Genomic DNA, 16,673 nt, shown 5'->3' with positions numbered 1-16,673 from the left:
GGGTTCCGGCGGCGGGGGCCAGCAGGGCGCCGGCGGGCAGGGCGGAACCGGCGGGGCTGGCGGTGTCGGCGGGCAGGGCGGCGCTGGCATCGACGGCAGCCAAAACGTCGCCAGCGGGATCGGCGGAAACGGAGGCACCGGCGGTGGTGGCGGGGCCGCCGGGGTCGGCGGTGCCGGATCCACGCAGGGCGCGGCCGGCAAGGCCGGCGACGGAGGTCAGGGCGGTCAGGGCGGCACCGGCGGGGCCGCGGGTTCCGGCGGCGGCGGTCAGCAGGGTGTGGGGGGCACCGGCGGCACCGGCGGTGGCGGCGGCGCCGGCGCCCAGGGCGGCGCGGGCACCGACAACACCGCCAATTCCGGGCAGGTTGGCGGGGTCGGCGGCCAAGGAGGCAACGGCGGCACCGGGGGCACCGGCGGACAAGCCGGCACCGGCAGGCAAGCCGGCACCGCCGGCACCGGCGGCCAAGGAGGAGCGGGCGGTGCGGGCGGCAACGGCGGCAACGGCGGCAGCTCCGCCAACGGCGGCGCTGCGGGCAACGGCGGCGATGGTGGCACCGGCGGCAACGGCGCCGCGGCCGTCGGCAGCGGCAACGGCGGCAACGGCGGCAACGGCGGCGCTGCCGGCGCGGGCGGCACCGGCGGCGATCCCGGCTCCGGCGCCACGGCCGGCGGCAGCGGCGGCAACGGCGGTGACGGTGGCGCCGGCGGGCAAGGCACCGGCGGGGGCGTGGGCCTCAACACCAGCGGCGGCGCCGGCGGCGCCGGCGGCAGCGGCGGCAGCGGCGGTGCCGGGGGCGAACCCGGCCAGAGCGCCAGCCTTCAAGCGGCAGAAAACAACAACGTGTTCTTCGGCAGTGGCGGCGACGGTGGCGCCGGTGGCAGCGGCGGAGCCGGTGGCGGCGGTGGCACCGGCGCGCCCGGCCCCAACCCCGGCTTCGCCGCGGGCAATGGCGGCGGCGGCGGCCAGGGCGGTCAAGGCGGCGCGGCCAGCCAACGGCTCACATCGATCTCACCACAGCACGGCTTCTTCGGGTCTAACGGCAACGGCGGTCCGGGCGGCGATGGCGGCGGCGGCGGCGTCGGCGGGACGGGCGGCACCGGCAGCAGCAGCGTCGGGGGCGCCGGCGGCACCGGCGGCAACGGGGGCTCGGCCGGCGCGGGCGGAGCGCCCGGCAACGGCTTCCAATCGGCGCCCGGGAGCGAAGGGCTGCCAGTCGGCACCGGCGGGAACGGCGGCACCGGCGGCGGCGCCGGGGCCGGCGGCGACGGCGGGCAGGGCAGCAGCGGTTTCACCGGCGGCACCGGCGGCAGCGGCGGCCTGGGCGGGGATGGCGGCGCCGGCGGCGACGCCAGCGGCAGTACCTTCAACTCCCAGGGCGATAACGGAGGCAACGGCGGCGCCGGCGGCAGCGGCGGCGCCGGCGGCAAAGGGGGTACCGGCGGAGCGGGCGCGGGCGGCGGCACCGGGGGCAACGCAGGCCAAGGGGGCGACGGCGCCAACGCCGGCAACGGCGGCGCCGCCACTCTGGGCGGCACCGGCGTTAACGGCGGCCAAGGCGGCACCGGCGGCCACGGCGCCAATGCCGGCGCCGTAGGCACGGGCGGCGGGGCCGGCACCGGCGGCAGCGGCGGCGCCGGCGGCCACGGCGCCAACGGCGGCTCCGGCGGCAACGGCGGCACCGGCGGCAGCGGTGGCACGGTCGGGTCGCCCGGGACCAACGGCACCGGCGGCACCGGCGGGGCCGGCACCGGCCCGAACGGCAGCGCGGGCGGCAACGGCACCCCGATTTCGCAAAACCAAACCGTCGCGCTGACGTTGGCGCAAAACCGTTTCCCGATTGTGTACGTCTCGGTAAACGGCGGACCGCCGGCGCCCGTGCTGGTTGACACCGGATCGTCCGGCCTCGTCATCGAAGGGCAATACGTCCCGAACCCTGGTCCCTCGGTCGCCACGGGTTCGGTCACGTATTCCGGGCCGGGCGCGTCGGTGACGGTTAACTACACCACGTCTGACCAGACGGTGGGATTCTTGAGCGGAGCGAATGGATCCGTCGTCACCGTCACGTCGCCGACCGCCGTCGACGTTCTCAGCGGCACCGATTCGACTAATTTCGCAAACTATTGGGCCGGCACCGGTGTCGTGGGCGTCTTGGGTATCGGCCCGAACGCCGGGGGCCCCGGAACCAGTACGGTGCTTCCCGCGCTGCCGGGCACCATCGATCAAGGCGTGCTCTTCAACCAGCCCCAGAACCAACTGGTGTTTGGTCCCCACCCATTGCCCGGCGGCGTCTCGGTCACCGGATCCCCGACGGTCAGCAACCTGGACGTCCAGGTCACCGTCCCCGGGCACACTATGACGTCGACGGTCGTCCCCTCCCTGTTCATCGACTCCGGTGACAATTTCGGTTCCATCCCGGGATCCCTGCTCGGGACGGGTCAAACAACCGGCACCGTGCCGGTGGGAACAGTCATTTCGGTCTACGACAACGGTCAGCTGCTGTACACGTACACCACGACCACGACGCATCCCCTGACAGTGACCGGCAGCGTGATGAACACCGGGAACATCCCCTTCGAGCTAGGGCCCGTCTACATCTCGGAAAGCCCCAGCGGTCTGGGCACCACGATCTTCGACACCTGACGCACCGGCGCCGGCACTACCCCATCAGCGAGGGCACCACCGCGTCGATGAGGTGCGGTCCCGGTTCGGCGAAGGCCGCGCGCAGGGCGTCGGCGAACTCCTCGGCGGTGGTCGCGCGGCGCGCCGGAACCCCCATGCCCTCGGCAATCTTGACGAAATCCATTGTGGGACGGGATAAGTCGAGCAAATCGAGCGCCTTGGGACCGGGCGCGGACCCAGCCCCGACGCGTTGCAGCTCAACCCGCAAGATGTCGTAGGCGCTGTTGTCATAGAGCACGGTGGTCACGTCGAGGTTTTCCCGCGCCTGGGTCCACAGCCCCGAAATCGTGTACATGGCAGACCCGTCGGATTCCAGGCACAGCACCGGACGATCGGGGGCGGCCACGGCCGCGCCCGCCGCGGCCGGGATGCCGTAGCCGATCGCGCCACCCGTCAGCGTCAGCCAATCATGTGCAGGCGCACCGGCGGTGGCCGCCGGCAGCAACAGGCCGGACGTGTTCGACTCGTCGACGACGATCGCCCGCTCGGGCAGCAACGCCCCGATCACATCGGCCGCCGACGCCGACGTCAGCGCACCCGTCGGCACTTGTGGGCGCGACGCGTCCGCCACCGGCGCGACCGTGCCGGGTGCTACCCCGTCGGCCAGGTCGATCAAAGCGGCTGCGGCACCACTATGTTCGGCGAGCACGTGCACCTCGCAGCCGGCCGGCACCAGGTCGCTGGGCATGCCCGGGTAGGCGAAGAAGGACACCGGCGACTTGGCGCCCGCCAACACCAGATGCTTGGCGCCGTTCAGCTGGGCGGTGGCGGCCTCGGCGAAGTAGGCCAGCCGCTCGACGGCGGGGACGCCCGCGCCGCGTTCCAGCCGCGTCGGGAACGTTTCGCACAGCAACCGGGCGCCGGTCGCCCGGGCGATCCGCGCGGCGGCGGCCAGCCCAGGCCCACGGGTGGCGTCGCCCCCGATCATGAGCACCGTGGGCTCCCCGGAACGCAGCACCTCCAGCGCCGCGGACGCCAACTGAGGGTCCGTCCCAGCAGGATTCGCGGGCATCGTGGCAGTGGGTTGCGCCCCGTCGGACCAGGACACGTCGGCGGGCAGGATCAGGGTGGCGATCTGCGCGCCCGAGCGGCTCGCGGCGATCGCCTCGGCCGTATCGGACGCGACATCGGCGACCTTCTCGGTGCGGCGCATCCATCCCGAGACGCTGCCGGCCAGCGCGTCGATGTCGGATTCCAGTGGGGCGTCGTACTTTTTGTGATAGGTGGCGTGGTCGCCGACAACCACCACCACCGGCACGTGCGCGCGCCGCGCATTGTGCAGGTTGGCCAGGCCGTTGCCCAATCCGGGGCCCAGGTGCAACAGCACCGCGGCAGGCCGGTCGGCCATCCGCGCATAGCCGTCGGCCGCGCCGGTCGCCACGCCTTCGAAAAGGGCCAGCACGCCACGCATTTGGGGAACCGCGTCGAGCGCGGCCACGAAGTGCATCTCCGACGTACCGGGGTTGGCGAAGCAGACGTCGACGCCGCCGTCGACCAGGGTGTTGATCAGTGCCTGAGCGCCGTTCACCTGTTTGCCTCCAGTCCGAAAACACGTTCGGCGTTGCCGCGCAGGAAGTCTCGGCAGGCCTCATCGCTGAGCCCGAGTTCATCCAGTCCCGCCAAAGCGTGCGTGTGCGCGATCATCGGGTAATTTGTGCCGAACAAGACCTTGCGTTGTCCGGTACCGGTTTTCATGAAGCGGACGAGCTCGTCCGGGAGTCTCTTGATCGTGTAGGCGGAGGTGTCGATGTACACGTTCTCGTGCTTGCGGGCGACCGCGACCATCTCCTCGGTCCAGGGATAGCCGACGTGGCCGCCCACGATGACGAGCTCCGGGAAATCGAGCGCCACCTGGTCGATGTAGGGAATCGGGCGTCCGGTCTCCGACGGCCGCAGCGGGCCGGTGTGACCGACCTGCGTGCAGAACGGCACGCCGGACTCTACACATTCGGCGAACAGCGGATAGTAGCGCGGGTCGGTGGGCGGCGCGTTCCACAACCACGGCACCACCCGCAGACCCACGAAGCCCTCCTGCACACGGCGCCGCAGCTCGCGAACCGCCGCCATCGGGCGATCCAGGTCCACGGCGGCCAGTCCGGCGAAACGGTCCGGATGGGACCGCACCCACCCGGCGACCTCGTCGTTGGAGACCAGGTCCTGGCCATGAGGACCGCACCACGCGCTCAGCAGGCCGAAACCCACGTCGGCGGCGTCCATGGCCGCGATGGTCGCCTCGATCGGAATGTCGGTGTCGGGGATCGCCCCGCCCGTCCAGCGGCGCAGGGAGGCCAGCATGTCGCTGCGCAAGAATCGTTGCGTCGGGTGTTGCATCCAGACATCGATCGTCATAGAGCTTCGACTGTAGACGGGCGTCAGGCGGCCAGCGCGGCGCGGGCGGCGGCGTCCGCCTGCCGCGTGTACCCGCCGCCGAACAGCACCACATGCGCCAGCAGCGGAAAGAGCTGGTGCAGCCCGATGCGGTTGCGCCAGCCGGGTTTCAGCGATCGCACCCGCTGATAACCGGCGAGGACGGTGTCGTAGTGGGGGCAGCCGAACAGCGCGAGCATCGCCAGGTCGGTCTCGCGGTGGCCGCCATGCGCGGCCGGGTCGATCAGCGCCACGCCGTGGGGCGTCCACATCACGTTGCCGCTCCACAGGTCGCCGTGCAGCCGGGCCGGCGGGTCGTCGTCGTCGAAGTCGCCCGCGCGGCAGCGAGCCGCGACGGCGTCGATCGTGGCGCGGGTCGACGCGTCCAACCGCGCCGCCGCCAGCTCGGCCATCGGGGCCAGCCGCTCGTCGGCGTAGAAATCGCCCCATCGCCGGTGCCGCCGCAGCGACATCGGCAGCGGCTGCGACAGCGGCCCGAAGAACCCGGCCCCGTCCCACCCGTCGGGTCCCGCGCCGAACGCGGCGGCGCCCGCGTCGTGGGTGACGGCCAATCGACTGCCGAACGCGTCCGCCGCCTCGGCGCTCGGGGGCACGGATTCAAGCCGCCGCAGGGTCAGGTTCGCTGCGCCAACGGAGACAACCTGCGCGCAGGGCGCGCCGCCGTCGACGCCGGCAAGCCACCCCAAACCCGCCGCTTCCCAGGCGAAATAGCCGGTGGGCGCGTCCGGGTGCTGTTTGACGAAGTCGGTCACGCCGCTAGGTGCGCGTCAGGTCGTCGCGTGACTCGCGTGCACGTCGTCGGCGGGGCGCGCTTCGGTCTGCTCCTTGGCCCAGCGGTAGTCGGGCTTGCCGGCGGGCGACCGCTTCACTTCGTCGACCAACCAAAGGCTGCGCGGCACTTTATATCCCGCGATCTCCGAGCGCACGAAACCGTCCAGCTCCGCCAGCGACGGCCGGCATCCGGGCCGGGGCTGCACGACGGCCGCCACGTGCTGGCCGTAACGCGGGTCGGGCACACCGACCACCAGGGCGTCGAAGACGTCGGGGTGTCCCTTCAACGCGGCCTCGACCTCCTCGGGATAGATCTTTTCGCCGCCGCTGTTGATCGACACCGAGCCGCGGCCCAGCATGGTCACGGAGCCGTCCTCCTCGACCAGGGCCCAGTCCCCGGGAATGGCGTAGCGAACGCCGTTGATGGTCTTGAAGGTTTCGGCCGTCTTCTTCTCGTCCTTGTAGTAGCCGACCGGGATGTTGCCCTTCTTGGCGATGAAGCCGCGCACCCCCGAGCCCGGCTTCACCTCGTTGCCCTCCTCGTCGAGCACGACGGTGCGGTGGTCGATGGTGACGCGGGGGCCACCGCTGTGCGGCGCACCCGCGGCCACGACGCTGGTGCCGCCAAAACCGGTCTCGGAGGAGCCAATTGAGTCCGTGATGACCCGGTTGGGCAGCAGCTCCAGCAGCCGCTCCTTGATGCTTGGCGAGAACAACGCCGCGGTGCTGGCAAGCAGGAACAGCGAAGACAGGTCGTAGTCGTTGTCTTTGTTCAGGGCGTCGAGCAACGGCCGCGCCATCGCGTCACCGGTGAAGAACAGCAGGTTGACTTTGTGTTCGTGGATGGTGCGCCACACCTCTTCGGCGTTGAATTCCGGCGCCAGCACGGTGGTTTGACCCGAGAAGATCGACATCCAGGTCGCGGACTGGGTGGCGCCGTGGATCATCGGCGGAATCGGGTAGCGGACCATCGGGGGGTTGGCGACGGCGCCCTTGGCCAGGTCGTACTCGTCCTTGACGAATTCGCCCGTGGCGAAGTCGGTGCCGCCCAACAACACCCGGTAGATGTCCTCGTGGCGCCACATCACGCCCTTCGGGAATCCGGTGGTGCCCCCGGTGTACAGCAGGTAGATGGCGTCGGCGCTGCGCTCACCGAAGTCGCGCTCGGGCGAGCCCTGCGCGATCGCCGAATAGAACTCGACGCCGCCGTAGCGCTGGTAGTCGTTGTCGGAGCCGTCCTCGATGACCAGGATGGTCTTGACGTTTGGGGTGTCCGGCAGCACGTTGGCGACCCGATCGGAGTACTGGCGCTCGTGCACCAACGCCACCATGTCGGAGTTGTCGAACAGGTAGCGCAGCTCACCCTCGACGTAGCGGTAGTTGACGTTGACGAGGATCGCGCCGGCCTTGACGATGCCGAGCATCGCGATCACGATCTCGATGCGGTTGCGGCAGTACAGGCCGACCTTGTCGTCCTTCTTGACGCCTTGGTCGATCAGGTAGTGCGCGAGGCGGTTGGCCTTCTCCTCCAGTTCGGCGTAAGTCAGCTTCTCGTCGCCGCAGATGAGGGCGACACGGTCAGGCACAGCGTCGATGGCGTGCTCGGCGAGATCGGCAATATTCAGGGCCACGGCCACCAAATTAGAACGTGTTACATTTCTTGACAAGCTCGCCCCCACCGACGACTGAAAGGCAGTAGCCGTGGCTCAGGCTCCAGCAAACGAACAGACGGGACCGGACGCCCTCGTCGAACAGCGCGGTCACACCCTGATCGTCACGCTGAACCGCCCGCACGCCCGCAACGCGCTGAGCACCGAAATGATGGAAATCATGGTGCAGGCCTGGGATCGCGTCGACAATGACGACGACATCCGCTGCTGCATCCTGACGGGCGCCGGTGGCTACTTCTGCGCCGGCATGGACCTCAAGACGGCGACCAAGAAACCGCCCGGCGACTCGTTCAAGGACGGCAGCTACGACCCGTCACGGATCGACGCCTTGCTGAAGGGGCGCCGGCTGACCAAACCGCTCATCGCGGCTGTCGAAGGGCCCGCGATCGCCGGCGGCACCGAGATCCTGCAGGGCACAGACATCCGCATCGCGGGCGAGAGCGCGAAGTTCGGCATCTCGGAGGCCAAGTGGAGCCTGTACCCGATGGGCGGCTCCGCCGTGCGGCTGGTGCGGCAGATCCCCTACACCGTCGCGTGCGACCTGCTGCTGACCGGCCGGCACATCACCGCCGCCGAGGCCAAGGAGATCGGCCTGATCGGCCACCTGGTGCCCGACGGCCAGGCACTGACCAAGGCGCTGGAGATCGCCGAGCTGATCGAGAACAACGGCCCGCTGGCCGTGCAGGCGATCCTGCGGGCGATCCGCGAAACCGAGGGCCTGCACGAGAACGACGCCTTCAAGATCGACACCCAGATCGGCATCAAGGTGTTCCTGTCCGACGACGCCAAGGAAGGCCCACGGGCGTTCGCCGAGAAGCGCAAGCCCAACTTCCAGAACCGCTAGCGCCTCGCCCGGTCCCCTTCGCCGAACGTGAACTGACGGCGAGATTTCGCCCGAATTTGATACGTGGCTTCACGCTCGGCGCCGCTGTCGGTGGCTTGAGACACACTGCCCGCGTGGAAGAACCGTTCATCGGCAGCGAAGCGCTCGCGGCGGGCGCTCTGACCCGGCATGCGCTGCGAAGCAGATTCGTCGCAATCCATCCGGACGTCTACTTCCCCCGCGACAAGGACTTGACCGCTGTGACGCGCGCTCGTGCCGCCTGGCTATGGTCCCGGCGGCGCGGGATCGTCGCTGGACATTCTGCGTCGGCGCTCCACGGCGCCAAATGGGTAGATCACCACGCGCCGGCGCAACTGCTGTACGAACACCGTCGCCCCCCAGCCGGCATCCGTACCTGGTCGGACACAGTCGAGGACGATGAGACTCAAGTGATCGCCGACGTGCTGACGACGAACCCGGCGCGCACAGCATTCGACCTCGCCTGTCGGAATCCAGTCGGGAATGCTGTCGCTGCCATCGATGCCCTGGCTCGGGCAACCCGACTGAAGTTCGCCGATGCGGAGTTGGTCGCGGAACGCTATAGAGGCCACCGGAACATCCGGCGAGCCAGACGCGCACTCGCACTTGTCGATGCCGGAGCGGAGTCACCCCGGGAAACCTGGCTGCGACTCACGGTCATCGAGGCCGGATACCCCCTGCCGCAGACCCAGATCCCCGTCTACGGCGAATATCGCGAGCTTGTCGCGGTTGTCGACCTCGGCTGGGAGGATCTCAAGATCGCCCTCGAGTACGAGGGTGACCACCATCGGACCGATCGTCGCCAACTGCGCAGGGACATCGAGCGCTACGAGGCTCTAGACACGATGGGCTGGATCACCATCCGCGTCACGGCCGACCACACGCGGGGCGGCATCCTGGCGCGACTGGCCACCGCGTGGGCTCGCCGAGCGTGAACTCACGCACGTAATTTGGTCGATTCCTCGCCGTGAGTGCACGCTCGGCGAGGAGACGCCCGTCAGCCCAGCGGCGCGGTCGGGCTGAACGCCACCGGCATCTTCTCCAGGCCGGACACGAAGTTCGCCGGCCGCAGCGGCAGCGCCGCGTCGGACGCCAGCCGCAGATCCGGAAGGCGCTGCAGCAGCCGCGTTTGCATGATCGACAGCTCCAGGCGGGCAAGCTGATTGCCGAGGCAGAAATGCGTCCCGAAGCCAAACGCGAGGTGGTTGTTCGGGTAGCGCTCGATGTCGAAGCTCTCCGGATCATCGAAGACCTTCTCGTCGAAGTTCGCCGACTCGAACAGCAGGATCATCTTCTCGCCCTGGGTCAGCGCCGTGCCGTGGAACTCCGTGTCGGCGGTGAGCGTGCGGGCCATGTTCTTCACCGGCGCCGTCCAGCGCAGCATCTCTTCGATCGCGTTGGGCAGCAGATCCAAATCGTTGACCAGGCGCCGGTGCTGGTCGGGGTGCAACAGCAGCTGCCTCGTTCCCCCGCTCAACGTGTGCCGCGTGGTCTCGTCACCGCCGATCAGCAGCAGCAGCACCTCGGTGACGATCTGGTGGTCCTCCAGGCGCGATCCCTCGACCTCCGCGTGCACCAGGACGCTGACCAGGTCGTCGGTCGGTTCCTTCTTGCGGGCCGCGATCATGCCCATCATGTATTCGCTGTAGGCGGCGAAGGCCTCCATCGTGACCTGAATGTCGGCTTCCGCCGCGGTACTGCTCAAGGCGCCGACGAGATCGTCGGACCACTTGAGGAACATCTCGCGTTCCTCCGGCAGCACCCCGAGCATGTCGCCGATGACCGCCATCGGCAGCGGCGCGGCGAGGTCCCAGACGAAGTCGCACTCGCCGCGTTCGCACACCGCGTCGATCAGCGTGTCGCATAGCGAAAGGATTTTGGACTCTTGATCTTTCACGCGCTTGCGGGTGAAACCGGAGTTGACGAGCTTGCGGCGCAACAGATGTTGCGGATCGTCCATCTCGATCATCATCTCGACCCCGTCTTGGTCGGGTCGGATGCCGCCGGCGTTCGAGAACAACTCGGGGTTGCGCTCGGCTTCGATCACCGCCTGGTACGTCGACGCGGCGGCTAACCCGTTGCGGTCCCGAAAGACCGGCTCGTTCTGCCGCATCCAGCGATAGACGCCTCGGGAGTCACCCGCATAGAAGGTGCCGTCGGTCAGGTCGACGTCGGGTCTAGTCATCGTCATGAGATCTCCTGAGCGTCACCGAATGTCATCTGCACGTTCTCAGCCGAGCTGGACAGCAGCGCGCGCTTCGGAAGGCCCAGCGACGCCAGCTCTTTCGCGTACGGGTGATCGCCGAGCCGGACGCGCACCCCACCGAGCCGGGTCCGCACGCCGTCCAGCGTGTGTTCGAAGGCGGTCTCACGGGTGATGCCGTCGCGGTGCGAGTAGCTGCGCTGCGCTTGCTGGCGCGGGGTCAGCGAAAATGGCAGGCCGCGCTTGAATTCCATGTCGATCACCAGTTGGCCGTCGACGGTGCAGTCGAACCCGAACTCACGGCCCTGTCGAATGGTGAAGTCCGACATGACTTTCGGGTAGCCCCAGATCTTGGTGCCCGCCTCCAGCGTGAACGCCTGGTCGACGGGCAGATGGTGGATGAAGGCGCCCGCCGATTGCAGCGCGCGGGGCCCACTCGCGTTCGAGCCCGGCGGGTTGACCATGACGCTGGTGCCGAATTCGTAGTACTCGCCCAGGTCGCCGTCGATGTAGTGCATCAGCATCAGGACCACGATCGTGCGCCCCGGCAGGTAGCGGCAGACCTGCAGGTCGCTGTAGTCGATCAGGTGCTGGGCGGCGTCGGCGTCCACCGAAAACATCGCCATGTGCTGATTTGCCTTGCGGATCTGCACCGGCATGGTGATCACCGTGCCGGCGATGGTGTGCTGCGAGGCTGTCATCGGGCCAATCTAGAACGCGTTCTACTCCCCTGGCAAGGAACGCCTAAACAAGCGTGGCAAGCTCGCTGATCTGCTCAGTACTGCGGCCGGACACCACCATCATCGTGACGCCCGCGGCCTCCCACACCTTGATCTGCTTACGCACGTAGTCCAGGTCGCCGACGATCGCGGCGTCGTCGACGAGCTCGTCGGGAATGACCTTCCCGGCCTCGTCCTTTCGGTTCGACCGGAACAGCTTCGTCACGTCATCGACGACCTCGGCGTAGCCCATCCGCCGGTAGACGTCGGCGTGGAAGTTGGTGTCCTCCGCGCCCATCCCGCCCATGTAGAGGGCGAGATAGGGCTTCATGGCCGCGAAGGCGGCGCTGCGGTCGTCGGTGATGACGATGTTCGCGGTCGCGCAGATCTCGAAGTCCTCGCGGCTGCGGCGCGCGCCGGGCCGGGCGAACCCCTCGTCGAGCCATTCGTTGTAGGTGTCGGCCATCCGCGGTGTGTAGAAGATCGGCAGCCAGCCGTCGCAGATCTCGCCGGCCAGCGCGACGTTCTTCGGGCCCTCGGCGCCCAACATGATCGGGATGTCGGCGCGCAGCGGATGGGTGATGGGCTTGAGCGGCTTTCCCAGCCCGGTTGTCCCGGGGCCGGTCAGCGGGAGCGGGTAGTGGGGGCCGTCGCTGGTCACCGGCTTTTCGCGGGCCCACACCTGCCGCAGGATGTCGATGTATTCGCGGGTGCGCGCCAGCGGCTTGGGGAATCGCTGGCCGTACCACCCCTCGACCACCTGCGGTCCGGACACGCCCAGCCCGAGAATGTGCCGGCCCCCGGACAGGTGATCGAGCGTCAGGGCGGCCATCGCGCAGGCCGTCGGGGTCCGCGCGGACAGCTGGACCACCGACGTGCCCAGCCGCACCCGCGACGTCGAGGATCCGTACCACGCCAGCGGCGTGTACGCGTCGGATCCCCACGCCTCGGCGGTGAATACGGCGTCGAATCCGGCTTCCTCGGCCGCGGTGACGAGTTCCATGGCGTTCTCCGGCGGCTGAGCACCCCAATACCCCAGCTGCAACCCAAGCTTCATAGCCTCCGCCTTCCGAGCCGACCCAGTGTTGAAACGATTCTTAGAACCTGTTCTACTCGATGGCGTGACAGCCAGTCCGAGCAGCCCGACCTTGATAGATCATCCTGAGCCACCGCTCTCCGCGCCACTGACGTTGTCTTTCGACTACACCCGTTCGGTGGGCTCCACGCTCAGCAAGTTCTTTACCGCGTTGCGTGGGCGCCGCATCCTGGGGGTGCGCGGATCCGATGGGCGGGTGCATGTGCCGCCGGCGGAATATGACCCGGTTACCTATGAGCCGCTGGGCGAGATGGTACCGGTGGCGGCCGTCGGCACGGTCGCGTCCTGGACGTGGCAGCCCGAGCCGCTAGAGGGCCAGCCGCTGGACCGGCCGTTCGCGTGGGCGCTGATCAAGCTGGACGGCGCGGACACGCTGCTGATGCACGCCGTCGATGCGGGCGAACCGGACGCCATCCGCACCGGAACCCGGGTGCACGTGCACTGGGCGGACGAGCCGGTGGGGGCCATCACCGACATCGCCTACTTCAAGCTGGGCGACCAAGCCGAGACCGTCCCCGAAACACCCGACGGGGACCAGGAACCGGTCACCATGATCGTCACGCCGGTCTCGCTGACGATTCAGCACACCGCCTCGCACGAGGAGAGCGCGTACTTGCGCGCCATCGCCGAGGGCAAGTTGTTGGGTGCGCGCACGGGTGAGGCCGGCAAGGTGTACTTCCCGCCCCACGGTGCCGACCCGGCCACCGGCCAGCCGACCACCGAGTTCGTCGAGCTGCCCGACAAGGGCACGGTGACGACGTTCGCGATCATCAACATCCCGTTCCAGGGCCAGCGCATCAAGCCGCCGTACGTGGCGGCCTACGTGCTGCTCGACGGCGCCGACATCCCGTTCCTGCACCTGGTCGCCGACATCGACGCCCACGAGGTGCGGATGGGCATGCGCGTGGAAGCGGTGTGGCGGCCTCGCGACGAGTGGGGTTTCGGCATCGACAACATCGAGTACTTCCGGCCGACGGGCGAGCCCGACGCCGAGTACGACACCTACAAGCACCACCTGTAAAGGGCTTAGGAACACATGAGCGCTCGCAACGTCGCGGTCGTCGGCTTCGCCCACGCCCCGCATGTCCGCCGCACCGACGGCACCACCAACGGTGTCGAGATGTTGATCCCGTGCTTCGCCGAGCTGTACGAGGAGCTCGGCATCGCCAGGACCGAAATCGGCTTCTGGTGCTCGGGTTCGTCCGATTATCTTGCCGGACGGGCATTTTCGTTCATCTCGGCGATTGACTCGATCGGCGCCGTTCCGCCGATCAACGAATCGCACGTCGAGATGGATGCGGCCTGGGCGCTGTACGAGGCCTACATCAAGATCCTGACCGGCGAGGTCGACACCGCCCTGGTGTACGGCTTCGGGAAGTCCTCGGCCGGGATCCTGCGCCAGATACTTTCGCGGCAGACCGATCCCTACACCGTCGCGCCACTGTGGCCGGACTCGGTGTCGATGGCGGGACTGCAGGCCCGCATCGGCCTCGACACCGGCAAGTGGGACGAAAGGCGAATGGCCCAGGTCGCTTTGGACTCCTTCGCGCAAGCCGAACGAATCGACTCCGTGGAGTCCGCGACCAGCATCGACGAACTGCTGGAGCGGCCGTTCTTCGCCGACCCGCTGCGCCGCCATGACATCGCCCCGATCACCGACGGCGCCGCCGCCATCGTGCTTGCCGCCGACGACCGGGCGCGCGAGTTGCGCGAAAATCCCGCCTGGATCACCGGCATCGAACACCGCATCGAGTCGCCCTCACTGGGCGTGCGCGACCTCACCGAATCGCCCTCGACCCACGCCGCGGCCAAGGCGGCCACCGGCGGTGACACCGGCAACCTCGACGTGGCCGAGATCTGTGCGCCGTTCAGCCACCAGCACCTGATCCTCGCGGAGGCGATCAACATAGCCGGAACGACCAAGGTGAACCCGTCCGGCGGCGCACTGGCGGCCCACCCCATGTTCGTCGCCGGCCTCGAGCGGATCGGCTTTGCGGCACAACATATCTGGAACGGTTCGGCCGGGCGGGTGCTGGCGCACGCCACCAGCGGGCCCGCCCTGCAACAGAACCTGGTCGCGGTCATGGAAGGGAAGAACTGATGGCCGGAGCGGGAGCAAACCTGGCCGCGGTACTCGGTACCGGGCAGACGAAATATGTCGCCAAGCGCAAAGACGTTTCGATGAACGGCCTGGTGCGCGAGGCCATCGACCGGGCGCTGGAAGACTCCGGATCGACCTTCGACGACATCGACGCCGTCGTGGTGGGCAAGGCCCCCGACTTCTTCGAGGGCGTCATGATGCCCGAGCTGTTCATGGCCGACGCGATGGGAGCCACCGGCAAGCCGCTGATCCGGGTGCACACCGCGGGTTCGGTCGGCGGGTCCACCGCCGTGGTGGCCGCCAGTTTGGTCCAGTCCGGAAAATACCGGCGCGTGCTGGCGATGGCCTGGGAAAAGCAGTCGGAGTCAAATGCCATGTGGGCGTTGTCGATTCCGATTCCGTTCATCAAACCGGTCGGCGCCGGGGCGGGTGGGTATTTCGCCCCGCACGTTCGGTCGTACATCCGCCGGTCGGGCGCGCCGTTGAACATCGGTGCCATCGTCGCGGTCAAGGACCGGCTCAACGGGGCCCGCAACCCGCTGGCCCATCTGCACCAGCCCGACATCACCGTGGAAAAGGTGATGGAATCACCCATGCTGTGGGATCCGATCCGTTACGACGAGACCTGCCCGTCCTCCGACGGTGCGGCCGCGGTCGTCATCGGCAACGAGGAGATCGCCGAAGCCCGTGTGGCGCAAGGGCAGCCGGTGGCCTGGATCCACGCCACCGCGCTGCGCACCGAGCCGCTGCAGTTCTCCGGGCGCGACCAGGTCAGCCCGCAGGCCGGGCGCGACGCGGCCGCCGCGCTGTGGAAGGCGGCCGGTATCACCAGCCCGATCGACGAGATCGACGCCGCCGAGATCTACGTGCCGTTCTCGTGGTTCGAACCGATGTGGTTGGAAAATCTCGGGTTTGCCCCCGAAGGCGAAGGCTGGAAGCTCACCGAGGCCGGCGAGACCAAGATCGGCGGCCGGCTGCCGGTGAACCCGTCCGGCGGCGTGCTGTCGTCGAACCCGATCGGGGCCTCGGGCCTGATTCGGTTCGCCGAGGCGGCGATTCAGGTGATGGGCAAGGGCGGGGATCACCAGGTGCCGGGCGCGCGAAAGGCGCTGGGGCACGCCTACGGCGGTGGCTCGCAGTACTACTCGATGTGGGTCGTGGGGGCCGACAAGCCCGAAAGAAGTTGACAATGACCGACACTCACCAAAAGACCAAGCACCCCGCGCACGAGGCCGGCCGCCGCTCCCGCGAGGCGGTGATGGCAAGGGACAAGGACGCCTGGCTGGAGGTGTTCGCCGACGACGCGATCGTCGAGGATCCGATCGGGCCGTCGGCTTTCGATCCCGAAGGCAAGGGGCACCGGGGGCGCGACGCGATCTCGGCGTTCTGGGACCTGGCCATCGCTCCCACTACGAAGATCGAGTTCGTCTTCCACGACACCTACCAATGCGGCAACGAAGAAGCCAACGTCGGCCACATCCTCATCACGACGGGCGATTACCAGGTCACCGCCGAAGGGGTGTTCACCTACAAAGCCAACGACGAGGGCAAGATGGTGGCCCTGCGGGCGTATTGGGAGATGGACCAGGCGGCCGCGAGCGTCCGCAAGGTCTAGAGCGCGCGCCCGCCAAAGGCATGGCGCATTTTGGCCGAACGAGGGATATTCTGTCCGAGCAGCTGTAACGATCTGCCGGCTCGATGGCCATCGGCGAATGCCTTGGGTTGACATGAGCGGGGAGGTACCGCGTGTCTTTTCTGATAGCAGTCCCCGAGGTAATCGACGCGGCGGCCGCGGATTTGGCAAGCGTGGGGTCAGCGATCGCCGGGGCGAACCTGGCCGCGATCGGCCCCACCACCGGACTGCTCGCTCCGGCGACTGACGAGGTGTCGGCGGCCATCACGGCGGTGTTCACCGGGCACGCCCACGAGTATCAGACGCTGAGCGCGCAAGCGTCCGCGTTTCACGAGCAGTTTGTCCGCGCCGTGAGCACGGCCGCCGACTCCTACGCGAGCGCCGAGGCCGCCAACGCCTCACCTCTGCAGGAGCTGCTGAACGTCATCAACGCTCCCACCCAGACGTTGCTGGGTCGCCCGTTGATCGGCAACGGTGCCAACGGCGCGCCCGGGACAGGCCAAAACGGCGGGGCGGGCGGGATTTTGATCGGTAACGGCGCCAACGGGGG

General features: G+C 68.6%; 15 protein-coding genes. 8 read left to right on the top strand and 7 right to left on the bottom strand.

From position 1 onward, the window contains the following. Window positions 1-2,641, top strand: a 2,641-nt coding sequence (locus tag A5787_RS28535) for a PecA family PE domain-processing aspartic protease (RefSeq protein ID WP_066970375.1), incomplete at its 5' end; no start/stop codon positions are given. A gap of 16 nt (window positions 2,642-2,657) precedes the next feature. On the opposite strand, the gene A5787_RS20450 is transcribed toward A5787_RS28535, so the two are convergent. Genes A5787_RS20450 through A5787_RS20435 form a run of 4 tightly spaced genes read right to left on the bottom strand, consistent with a single transcriptional unit; the run spans window position 2,658 to window position 7,476 of the window. Then, window positions 2,658-4,208: an acetolactate synthase large subunit gene (locus A5787_RS20450; protein ID WP_066970371.1), complete on the bottom strand. Its 1,551-nt coding sequence runs from the start codon at window positions 4,206-4,208 to the stop codon at window positions 2,658-2,660. Further along, a complete protein-coding gene (locus A5787_RS20445; protein ID WP_066970369.1) occupies window positions 4,205-5,029 on the bottom strand; it encodes an amidohydrolase family protein in 825 nt (274 codons plus the stop codon). The genes A5787_RS20450 and A5787_RS20445 overlap by 4 nt, the downstream gene beginning before the upstream one ends. A gap of 23 nt (window positions 5,030-5,052) precedes the next feature. Next, window positions 5,053-5,820, bottom strand: a complete 768-nt coding sequence (locus tag A5787_RS20440; RefSeq protein WP_066970365.1) for a fructosamine kinase family protein — start codon at window positions 5,818-5,820, stop codon at window positions 5,053-5,055. Between the two features lie 15 nt (window positions 5,821-5,835). Beyond that, window positions 5,836-7,476, bottom strand: a complete 1,641-nt coding sequence (locus A5787_RS20435; protein ID WP_066970362.1) for an acyl-CoA synthetase — start codon at window positions 7,474-7,476, stop codon at window positions 5,836-5,838. A gap of 64 nt (window positions 7,477-7,540) precedes the next feature. On the opposite strand from A5787_RS20435, the gene A5787_RS20430 reads away from it, so the two are divergent. Both A5787_RS20430 and A5787_RS20425 read left to right on the top strand, forming a co-directional pair. Beyond that, complete coding sequence (locus A5787_RS20430) at window positions 7,541-8,353, top strand: crotonase/enoyl-CoA hydratase family protein (protein WP_066970360.1); 813 nt, start codon at window positions 7,541-7,543, stop codon at window positions 8,351-8,353. Window positions 8,354-8,466: 113 nt separating this feature from the next. Beyond that, entirely contained in the window at window positions 8,467-9,306 is an 840-nt protein-coding gene (locus A5787_RS20425) for a hypothetical protein (protein WP_066970357.1), read from the top strand. 62 nt (window positions 9,307-9,368) lie between these two features. Here the strand turns inward: A5787_RS20425 and A5787_RS20420 are convergent, their stop codons facing one another. Genes A5787_RS20420 through A5787_RS20410 form a run of 3 tightly spaced genes read right to left on the bottom strand, consistent with a single transcriptional unit; the run spans window position 9,369 to window position 12,350 of the window. Further along, window positions 9,369-10,556: a cytochrome P450 gene (locus A5787_RS20420; RefSeq protein WP_369829150.1), complete on the bottom strand. Its 1,188-nt coding sequence runs from the start codon at window positions 10,554-10,556 to the stop codon at window positions 9,369-9,371. A 2-nt stretch (window positions 10,557-10,558) separates the two neighbouring features. Then, window positions 10,559-11,275 carry an acetoacetate decarboxylase family protein gene (locus A5787_RS20415; protein ID WP_066970351.1) on the bottom strand — a complete coding sequence of 239 codons (717 nt, stop codon included), beginning with the start codon at window positions 11,273-11,275 and terminating at the stop codon, window positions 10,559-10,561. A 43-nt stretch (window positions 11,276-11,318) separates the two neighbouring features. After that, window positions 11,319-12,350, bottom strand: coding sequence for an LLM class F420-dependent oxidoreductase (locus tag A5787_RS20410; RefSeq protein ID WP_066970348.1), 1,032 nt, complete (start codon window positions 12,348-12,350; stop codon window positions 11,319-11,321). Between the two features lie 64 nt (window positions 12,351-12,414). Between A5787_RS20410 and A5787_RS20405 the strand changes: the two genes are divergently transcribed. From A5787_RS20405 to A5787_RS20385, 5 genes are all read left to right on the top strand, one after another. After that, window positions 12,415-13,410, top strand: a complete 996-nt coding sequence (locus A5787_RS20405; protein WP_066970345.1) for a Zn-ribbon domain-containing OB-fold protein — start codon at window positions 12,415-12,417, stop codon at window positions 13,408-13,410. A 15-nt stretch (window positions 13,411-13,425) separates the two neighbouring features. Next, entirely contained in the window at window positions 13,426-14,490 is a 1,065-nt protein-coding gene (locus A5787_RS20400; protein ID WP_066970342.1) for a thiolase domain-containing protein, read from the top strand. Then, window positions 14,490-15,677 carry a thiolase domain-containing protein gene (locus A5787_RS20395; protein ID WP_066970340.1) on the top strand — a complete coding sequence of 396 codons (1,188 nt, stop codon included), beginning with the start codon at window positions 14,490-14,492 and terminating at the stop codon, window positions 15,675-15,677. The genes A5787_RS20400 and A5787_RS20395 overlap by 1 nt, the downstream gene beginning before the upstream one ends. 2 nt (window positions 15,678-15,679) lie before the next feature. After that, a complete protein-coding gene (locus A5787_RS20390; RefSeq protein WP_066970336.1) occupies window positions 15,680-16,105 on the top strand; it encodes a nuclear transport factor 2 family protein in 426 nt (141 codons plus the stop codon). A 131-nt stretch (window positions 16,106-16,236) separates the two neighbouring features. Next, a partial coding sequence (locus tag A5787_RS20385) for a PE family protein (RefSeq protein WP_082977347.1) occupies window positions 16,237-16,673 on the top strand: 437 nt, incomplete at its 3' end.

Origin of the sequence: Mycobacterium sp. 852002-50816_SCH5313054-b, from assembly GCF_001667185.1 — a bacterium.
In the GTDB taxonomy this organism is placed as follows: domain Bacteria; phylum Actinomycetota; class Actinomycetes; order Mycobacteriales; family Mycobacteriaceae; genus Mycobacterium.
This window is presented reverse-complemented; position numbering and strand designations above follow the sequence as displayed.

Coding starts and splice junctions, on each gene's coding strand:
- A5787_RS20445 (WP_066970369.1), bottom strand. CDS start 5,029: ATGACGATCGATGTCTGGATGCAACACCCGACGCAACGATTCTTGCGC.
- A5787_RS20420 (WP_369829150.1), bottom strand. CDS start 10,556: ATGACTAGACCCGACGTCGACCTGACCGACGGCACCTTCTATGCGGGT.
- A5787_RS20415 (WP_066970351.1), bottom strand. CDS start 11,275: ATGACAGCCTCGCAGCACACCATCGCCGGCACGGTGATCACCATGCCG.
- A5787_RS20410 (WP_066970348.1), bottom strand. CDS start 12,350: ATGAAGCTTGGGTTGCAGCTGGGGTATTGGGGTGCTCAGCCGCCGGAG.
- A5787_RS20400 (WP_066970342.1), top strand. CDS start 13,426: ATGAGCGCTCGCAACGTCGCGGTCGTCGGCTTCGCCCACGCCCCGCAT.
- A5787_RS20395 (WP_066970340.1), top strand. CDS start 14,490: ATGGCCGGAGCGGGAGCAAACCTGGCCGCGGTACTCGGTACCGGGCAG.
- A5787_RS20390 (WP_066970336.1), top strand. CDS start 15,680: ATGACCGACACTCACCAAAAGACCAAGCACCCCGCGCACGAGGCCGGC.